The 6708-nt window shown below is 69.3% G+C and carries 6 protein-coding genes; 3 read left to right on the plus strand and 3 right to left on the minus strand.

The window, feature by feature from the left end; translation table 11 throughout:
• Positions 1-149: 149 nt before the first annotated feature.
• The 3 genes from Q0X61_RS04760 to hutG are packed head-to-tail and all read right to left on the minus strand — an operon-like array spanning position 150 to position 2725.
• Positions 150-1130 carry a class I SAM-dependent methyltransferase gene (locus tag Q0X61_RS04760; RefSeq protein ID WP_297740876.1) on the minus strand — a complete coding sequence of 327 codons (981 nt, stop codon included), beginning with the start codon at positions 1128-1130 and terminating at the stop codon, positions 150-152.
• Complete coding sequence (locus tag Q0X61_RS04765; RefSeq protein WP_297740878.1) at positions 1127-1765, minus strand: HAD-IA family hydrolase; 639 nt, start codon at positions 1763-1765, stop codon at positions 1127-1129. Before Q0X61_RS04765 ends, Q0X61_RS04760 begins: the two co-directional genes overlap by 4 nt.
• Positions 1766-1774: 9 nt before the next feature.
• Positions 1775-2725, minus strand: a complete 951-nt coding sequence (hutG, locus tag Q0X61_RS04770; protein ID WP_297740880.1) for a formimidoylglutamase — start codon at positions 2723-2725, stop codon at positions 1775-1777.
• 75 nt (positions 2726-2800) lie between these two features.
• On the opposite strand from hutG, the gene Q0X61_RS04775 reads away from it, so the two are divergent.
• The 3 genes from Q0X61_RS04775 to hutI all read left to right on the plus strand — a co-directional run bounded on the left by Q0X61_RS04775 (position 2801) and on the right by hutI (position 6562).
• Positions 2801-3541, plus strand: a complete 741-nt coding sequence (locus Q0X61_RS04775) for an IclR family transcriptional regulator (protein ID WP_297740882.1) — start codon at positions 2801-2803, stop codon at positions 3539-3541.
• Positions 3542-3651: 110 nt separating this feature from the next.
• On the plus strand, positions 3652-5319 hold the full coding sequence (locus Q0X61_RS04780; protein ID WP_297740884.1) for a urocanate hydratase: 1668 nt from the start codon (positions 3652-3654) through the stop codon (positions 5317-5319).
• Between the two features lie 91 nt (positions 5320-5410).
• Positions 5411-6562 carry an imidazolonepropionase gene (hutI, locus tag Q0X61_RS04785; RefSeq protein WP_297740886.1) on the plus strand — a complete coding sequence of 384 codons (1152 nt, stop codon included), beginning with the start codon at positions 5411-5413 and terminating at the stop codon, positions 6560-6562.
• The last annotated feature ends 146 nt before the right edge of the window (positions 6563-6708 follow it).

The raw sequence follows: 6708 nt of genomic DNA on the forward strand, positions 1-6708 counted from the left end.
CTCCTCGTTCGATGATCTGTATGCCAGCTTCATCGGGCAACCTGTGCGTTTCCTGTGTGGGCGCACCGGGTTGCCTGTGAGTGGGTTCCGACCTCATAGCCACTGTAGAAGCAGCAGAAAATCAGGGCCGGTGCGAGTGAAAGGGGTACTCAGCGCGCCTCGCAGCACGCGACGGTGTAGTGCGGGTTCTGCGCCACGACGCGTGTGCGGCCCAGCCGCACATTGAGCTCCTTGCGCCACGGCAAATGCGAGTTGTACACGCACCACAGCTGGCCGCCCGGGCGCAGCAAGCGGCGGGCGTCGTCGAACAGCGCCAGCGTCGCGTCGGAATCCTTCGCCGTGCCGCGGTGGAAGGGCGGATTGGTGACGATGGCGTCGAAGCTCGCTTCCGGGAGATCGGCGGTGCCGTCTGCCCAGAACGCCTCGACGTCGACGTCGTTCTCGCTGGCCGCGATCTGTGTGGCCGCGACGGCCGACCAGCTCACATCGACGCCCGTCACCCGCTTGTCACGCTGCGCGAGCCAGCACGCGATGGACCCATTGCCGCAGCCAAAATCCAGCACATCGGTGCCGTCGACGTCGAGCACCTCGAGCAGGAGCTTCGTGCCGGGGTCCACCTTCGTGCCACCGAACGTCGCCCCGTGCGAGGCTACGGTGAGCCCGAGCGCGTCGTGGTGTTTGAGTTTCGGCCAGTCGGACTCAGCGTCCGCCTCCGGCCCCCAGGCGCGCAGCACGCGCGACTTCTGGCGGCCGAGGCTCGCGTTCACGGCGGTGAAATATTTCGCGAGCACCGAGTTCATCGACTTGTTCATATGCTTGTCGCGCCCACCCGCGAGGAACAGCATGTCGTCGCGCCCGAGCACGGAGGCCGCGATCTCGTCGAGGGCCGCGAGCGCCTTCGGCAGGCGCCCGACGGCGAGCGCCGCGCCGCCGAGCTCGTCGGGGTGGTCGACGAGCAACTCCTCGGGCACCTGCTGCGCGTCGCGGACGTCGTCGCAGAACACGCGCATGCTGCCGGTGCGCGTCGCCAGCTGCTCCACGAGCGCCGGCGCGTCGAACACCGCGACGGTGCTCAGCTCGGCCGGGAGCTCGTCGAGAAGGAGGCGGTCGACGGGGTCGAGGGCGGTCATGCGGGCTCCAGGTTCAGCAGGGGACGGAGGTCGTCGAGTGTATCGAGCCGGTGGCAGCGGTGCACCGGGCCGCTCGGTTCTTCGCGGAGGAGGGCCGACGCCATGCCCGCCGCGCTCGCGGCCTCGGCGTCGATGGGGCGATCGCCGACGAAGATGCAGTCGTCGACATCGAGCCCGTGGCGCTCCAGTAGGAGCTGCACCATCGTTGGGTCGGGCTTGCGCGGGAACCCGTCGGGAGCGCAGACCATGTCGTCCACGGTGAGCTCGAGTGCCGCGAGGAGCGCCTCGGCGGAGGTGCGGTCGCGGTGCGTGATGATGAGGTTGAGCCCACCGGGGGCGCGCACGTCGGCCATGAGCTCACGTGCGCCTGCCACCACGGGCGGAGGATTGCTCTCCCAGCGGCGCTTCAAATCAGCGTTGGCCTGCTCAAACACCGCCGCCGGTAGGCCCGTGCGGTCCGCCAGCGCGTCGATCGCGTGCCGCGTGGAAGTGTGAGTGAGCGAGGCCACATCGTCGACGGGGACGGCGGCGCCACGACCCTGCGCGGCGTTGGCGAGGGCCTGGTTCAGCTCGGGATAGGTGTCGACGAGCGTGCCGCCCATGTCCCAGAAGATGTGGCGGTGGCGGGAAGGCATGCGGCGAGTCTAGTAGCGACGCTCCAGGCGCACCTGCGGCAGGCACGCCGTCGCCTCCGAAATGAGGCGCGCGCCCAGTTTGGCCGTGCGCCCATCGACGTCGTACTTGGGGTTCAACTCGACGACGTCCATGAGACGCAGCTTTCCCGAACGCGCGACGGTTCGGGCCGCCCCGACGATGGCGCGCGTCGGCACGCCCAGCGACGCGGGCGCGGAGACGCCCGGCGCGACGGCCGCCGGCAGCACGTCTAGGTCGATCGTGAGGTAGACCGCGTCGAGGCCTGCAATGAAGTTTTCAGCGAATTCGATGACCCGTTGCGTCGAGCAATCCACGTCGAACAGGTAATCGACGTCGAGCTCATCGGCGCGCTGGAAGAGGATGCCGGTGTTCGCGGGCTCAGCGATGCCGATCACGCCGTAGCGAAACGCCTCACCCGCGTCACTTTGGGCCAGGGCCATCTGCTGAAACGGCGTGCCCGAGGTGGGGCGCTCGGCGCTGCGCAGGTCGAAGTGCGCGTCGAGGTTCAGCACGCCCCACCGCTGCCCGGCCACCACGCCCGACGCCGTGAGCCCCAGGTACGACGCCCAGGCCGTCTCGTGCCCGCCGCCCAGCACCACGGTGAGGACGTTGCCGTCGGCGGCCAGCGCGTCGCCGATGCGGTCGCCCACCGCCGCTTGCCCCGCCTCAAGCTCCTCGCCTTCGACGGTCACGTCGCCCAGGTCGTGCAGCCCGACAGAGCCGTCCGCGAGCCGATGGTGCAGCGCCATCGGCGCGAGCGCGCGGCGCAATTCCGCAGGGGCAGCTGCCGCACCCTGGCGCCCCTGGTTGCGGCGAACCCCCTCGTCGGAGGCGAAACCGAGCAGCGAGATGTGACTGCTGGCGGGGGCGTCGGTGCTGATGCGTTGGTGCCACCGAGCGTGCTCGGGCCCGTCGCCGTCGGTTCTGCCTGTCCAGATCATGCGCCCATTGTCTCGCGCGCGGCGCCTGGAACCAAGGTCGGTTCGCGTAGGCTTCCAGCCATCAAGGAGGTGCGCATGGGCAAGGTGCCGGCGGCGGAATCGACGCTCGCCGTGCTCACGTTCCTGGCGGGGCAGTCGCGCCCGGTGGCGGCCAGTCGAATTGCGACGAGGCTCGGTATCCCGCGTTCCACCACCTACGACTTGCTCGGCGTGCTCGTCGCAGCCGGGTTCGTGATCCGCTACGACGCCGAACGCGCCTACGGGCTCGGGCCGGCAGCCTACGAGCTCAGCTTCGCCTACCAACGCCAGGCGCCGCTCGCGATCGTCGGCGGCAAGGTGGCGCGCAAGGTCGTCGACCGGCTGGGAGAAACTTGCCACATCGCGGTGCTGCAAGGTCGCGACGTGCTCTACGTTGTGGAGCAGCGCGCTGCGGGGCGCCCGTCGCTGGTGACCGACGTCGGGGTGCGCCTGCCCGCGCATCTCACCGCGTCAGGGCGGGCCTTGTTGGGGGCGCTGCCGCCCGCGCAGCTGCGTGCGCTGTACGCGGGCGTGTCGAGGTTGGAGCGCATGGGCGCGGAGGGGTCGCTCGAGTACTCGCCGTCGCGGGTGATGGCCGAGGCGACAGAGACCGCTCGCCGCGGGTACGCCGTCGAAGATGGGGAAGTCACGACGGGGTTGCGCTCGCACGCGGTGCCCGTCGTGAACCGGGCGGGCTGGCCGATTGCCGCCGTCGCCACCACGTTCGAGCAGTCGCCAGCAGGGGGCGTCGAGGTGCTGCGCGATGCGGCGGAGGAGCTGCGGCGCGCGCTCGCCTGATGTCCGGTATCTCGGACAGTATTCGGCCCGTTGGGGCGCCTGTGGGCCGATGACGCTGGCGCGGCACCGTCGGCTGGGCTGAGATGGGGTCAATAGGTAAGGAGGCACCGATGAGAACCGTTCGCGCGCCGCGAGGCACCGAGATCACCGCGAAGTCGTGGTCCACAGAAGCGCCCATGCGCATGCTCATGAACAACCTTGACCCCGAGGTGGCCGAGCGCCCCGAAGACCTCGTCGTCTACGGCGGCACCGGGCGCGCCGCACGGAGCTGGGAGGCGTTCGACGCCATCGTCGCCACGCTGAAGGAGCTGGAGGAAGACGAGACGCTGCTCGTGCAGTCGGGCAAGCCGGTGGGCGTCGTGCGTACCAACAAGTGGGCGCCGCGCGTGCTCATCGCGAACTCCAATCTCGTCGGCGACTGGGCCACCTGGGAGCATTTCCGCAAGCTCGAGGCCGGGGGCCTCATGATGTACGGCCAGATGACCGCCGGTTCCTGGATCTACATCGCCACGCAGGGCATCCTCCAGGGCACCTTCGAGACCTTCGCGGCCGTCGCGAAGAAGCGCTTCGACGGGTCGCTTGCCGGCACCATCACTCTCACCGCCGGCTGCGGCGGCATGGGTGGTGCCCAGCCACTGGCCGTGACGCTGAACGGTGGCGTGGTGATCATCGTCGAAGTGGACCGCTCAAGGCTCGAGCGACGCCAAGCCAAGCGCTACCTGGATGAGATTGCCGACAGCCTCGACGACGCCGTCGCGCGCGCCAGCCAGGCGGCGCAGGAGAAGCGGGCGCTGTCGGTGGGCGTGGTCGGTAACGCGGCGACGGTGTTCCCCGAGCTGCTGCGACGCCAGCAGGCAGGCGAGCTGCGGATCGACGTCGTGACCGACCAGACGTCGGCGCACGACCCACTCAGCTACCTGCCCGAGGGCATCACCGTCGAAAAGTGGCACGACGAGGCGAAGCGCGACCCGGCGGGGTTCACCGCGAAGGCCCGCGCGTCGATGGCCGCGCACGTGCAGGCCATGGTGGAGTTCCAGGACGCGGGCGCCGAGGTATTCGACTACGGCAACTCGATCCGCGACGAGGCCCGCAAGCACGGCTACGAGCGGGCGTTCGAGTTCCCGGGGTTCGTGCCGGCCTACATCCGTCCGCTGTTCTGCGAGGGGCTCGGCCCCTTCCGCTGGGCGGCACTCTCGGGCGATCCAGAGGACATCCGCGTCACCGACCAGGCGCTGAAAGAGCTCTTCCCCGAGAACGAGCACCTGCACCGCTGGCTCGATGCGGCCGAGGAGTTCGTCGAGTTCGAGGGCCTGCCAGCGCGCATTTGCTGGCTTGGCTACGGCGAACGCCACAAGGCCGGCCTGCTGTTTAACCGCCTCGTCGCGGAGGGAAAAGTGTCCGCGCCCATCGTGATTGGCCGCGACCACCTCGATTCCGGCTCGGTCGCGTCCCCCTACCGCGAGACCGAGGGCATGCTCGATGGCACGGACGCCGTCGCCGACTGGCCGCTGCTGAACGCCATGACCGCGGTGGCGTCGGGCGCCACGTGGGTGTCCATCCACCACGGCGGCGGGGTGGGCATCGGGCGGTCGATCCACGCGGGCCAGGTGGGTCTCGCTGACGGCACCGAGCTCGCCGCTGCGAAACTCGAGGCGCTGCTCACCAACGATCCGGCGCTCGGGGTGTTCCGCCACGTCGACGCGGGCTACCGTCGCGCGGCCGACGTGGCCGTCGAGCGCGGCGTCCGCATCCCACTCGAACCGACGATTCGCGACTAAGTAACCCAATATTCACACGCGTTTGCGAATACCGGCCAACAGGGGTCATTTCAGCAAACGCGTGTGAATATTGGGTTAGGAAGGCAATTGCATGAGCACTCTCATGACCGGCATTTCTGAGCTCTGGACGGGTCAGGGCGAACCGATTCACGATGCCGCCCTCGTCATCGACGGTGACACCGTCGCCTGGGCGGGCACCGCCGCCTCTGCACCTGATGCCGACGAGCGGGTCGACGTCGGCGGGCGCGCTGTGCTGCCCGGCTGGGTGGATTCGCACACCCACCTTGTCTTCGACGGCGACCGCTCCGCCGAGTTCGAGGCGCGCATGGCCGGGCGCGGCTACGCGGCGGGAGGTATCGCAGTGACCACCGACGCCACCCGCGCCGCCTCCGATGAGCGCCTCCGCCAGCTCGTCGGACAGCGCGTTCGCGAGGCACAGCGAGGCGGCACCACGTGCCTCGAAACCAAAACTGGCTACGGGCTTACCATCGACGACGAAGCCCGCGCCGCTCGCATCGCGGGGGAGTTCGTCGACGAGGTGACCTTCCTAGGCGCCCACCTCGTCCCCGAGGGCATCAGCCCCGACGACTACGTCGCGTTGGTCACCGGCGAGATGCTGGAAGCCGTGCGCCCGCACGTTAGGTGGATGGACGTGTTTTGCGAGGAGGGCGCGTTCGACGTGGAGCAGTCTCGTCGCGTGCTCGAGGCTGGGCGGGCCGCGGGCCTCGGGCTGCGCGTGCACGGCAACCAGCTGGGGGAATCCGGCGGCGTGCAACTCGCCGTGGAACTCGGCGCGGCGAGCGTCGACCACGTCAACTTCCTCTCCGACGAAGACGTGGAGGCGCTCGCGGCGAGCGACACCGTCGCGACTGCGTTACCCGCGTGCGACCTCTCCACCCGCATGCCCTTCGCCCCAGTGCGACGCTTGCTCGACGCCGGCGCGATCATCGCAATCGCCTCTAACTGCAACCCCGGCACCAGCTACACCTCGAGCATGAACTTCTGCGTTGGCACCGCCGTGCTGCAGCAGCAGCTCACCCTCGACGAGGCCATCCGCGCAGCCACTATCGGCGGTGCGAAGGCGCTGCGCCGATCCGACGTCGGGCAACTCACTCCGGGCTTCCGCGCCGACCTCCACGTCCTCGATGCGCCCGCCGCCATCCACCTCGCCTACCGCCCCGGTATGCCGCTCACACATCAGGTGTGGCGCGCTGGCAAGCAGATCGTTCTCCCCAACTCGTAAGGACTTCCATGACCGTCACTTTGTCCACCAGCCCCGTCTCCCTCGACGACGTCATCGCCGTCGCGCGACACGACGCCCCCGTCGAACTCGCCGACGAAGCCCGCGCGCGCATCGCGAAGGTTCGCGCCGGTGTTGACGAGCTCGCT

The organism is uncultured Tessaracoccus sp. (genome assembly GCF_947255005.1).
Lineage (GTDB): Bacteria > Actinomycetota > Actinomycetes > Propionibacteriales > Propionibacteriaceae > Arachnia.

Coding starts and splice junctions, on each gene's coding strand:
- Q0X61_RS04760 (WP_297740876.1), bottom strand. CDS start 1,130: ATGACCGCCCTCGACCCCGTCGACCGCCTCCTTCTCGACGAGCTCCCG.
- Q0X61_RS04765 (WP_297740878.1), bottom strand. CDS start 1,765: ATGCCTTCCCGCCACCGCCACATCTTCTGGGACATGGGCGGCACGCTC.
- hutG (WP_297740880.1), bottom strand. CDS start 2,725: ATGATCTGGACAGGCAGAACCGACGGCGACGGGCCCGAGCACGCTCGG.
- Q0X61_RS04775 (WP_297740882.1), top strand. CDS start 2,801: ATGGGCAAGGTGCCGGCGGCGGAATCGACGCTCGCCGTGCTCACGTTC.
- Q0X61_RS04780 (WP_297740884.1), top strand. CDS start 3,652: ATGAGAACCGTTCGCGCGCCGCGAGGCACCGAGATCACCGCGAAGTCG.
- hutI (WP_297740886.1), top strand. CDS start 5,411: ATGAGCACTCTCATGACCGGCATTTCTGAGCTCTGGACGGGTCAGGGC.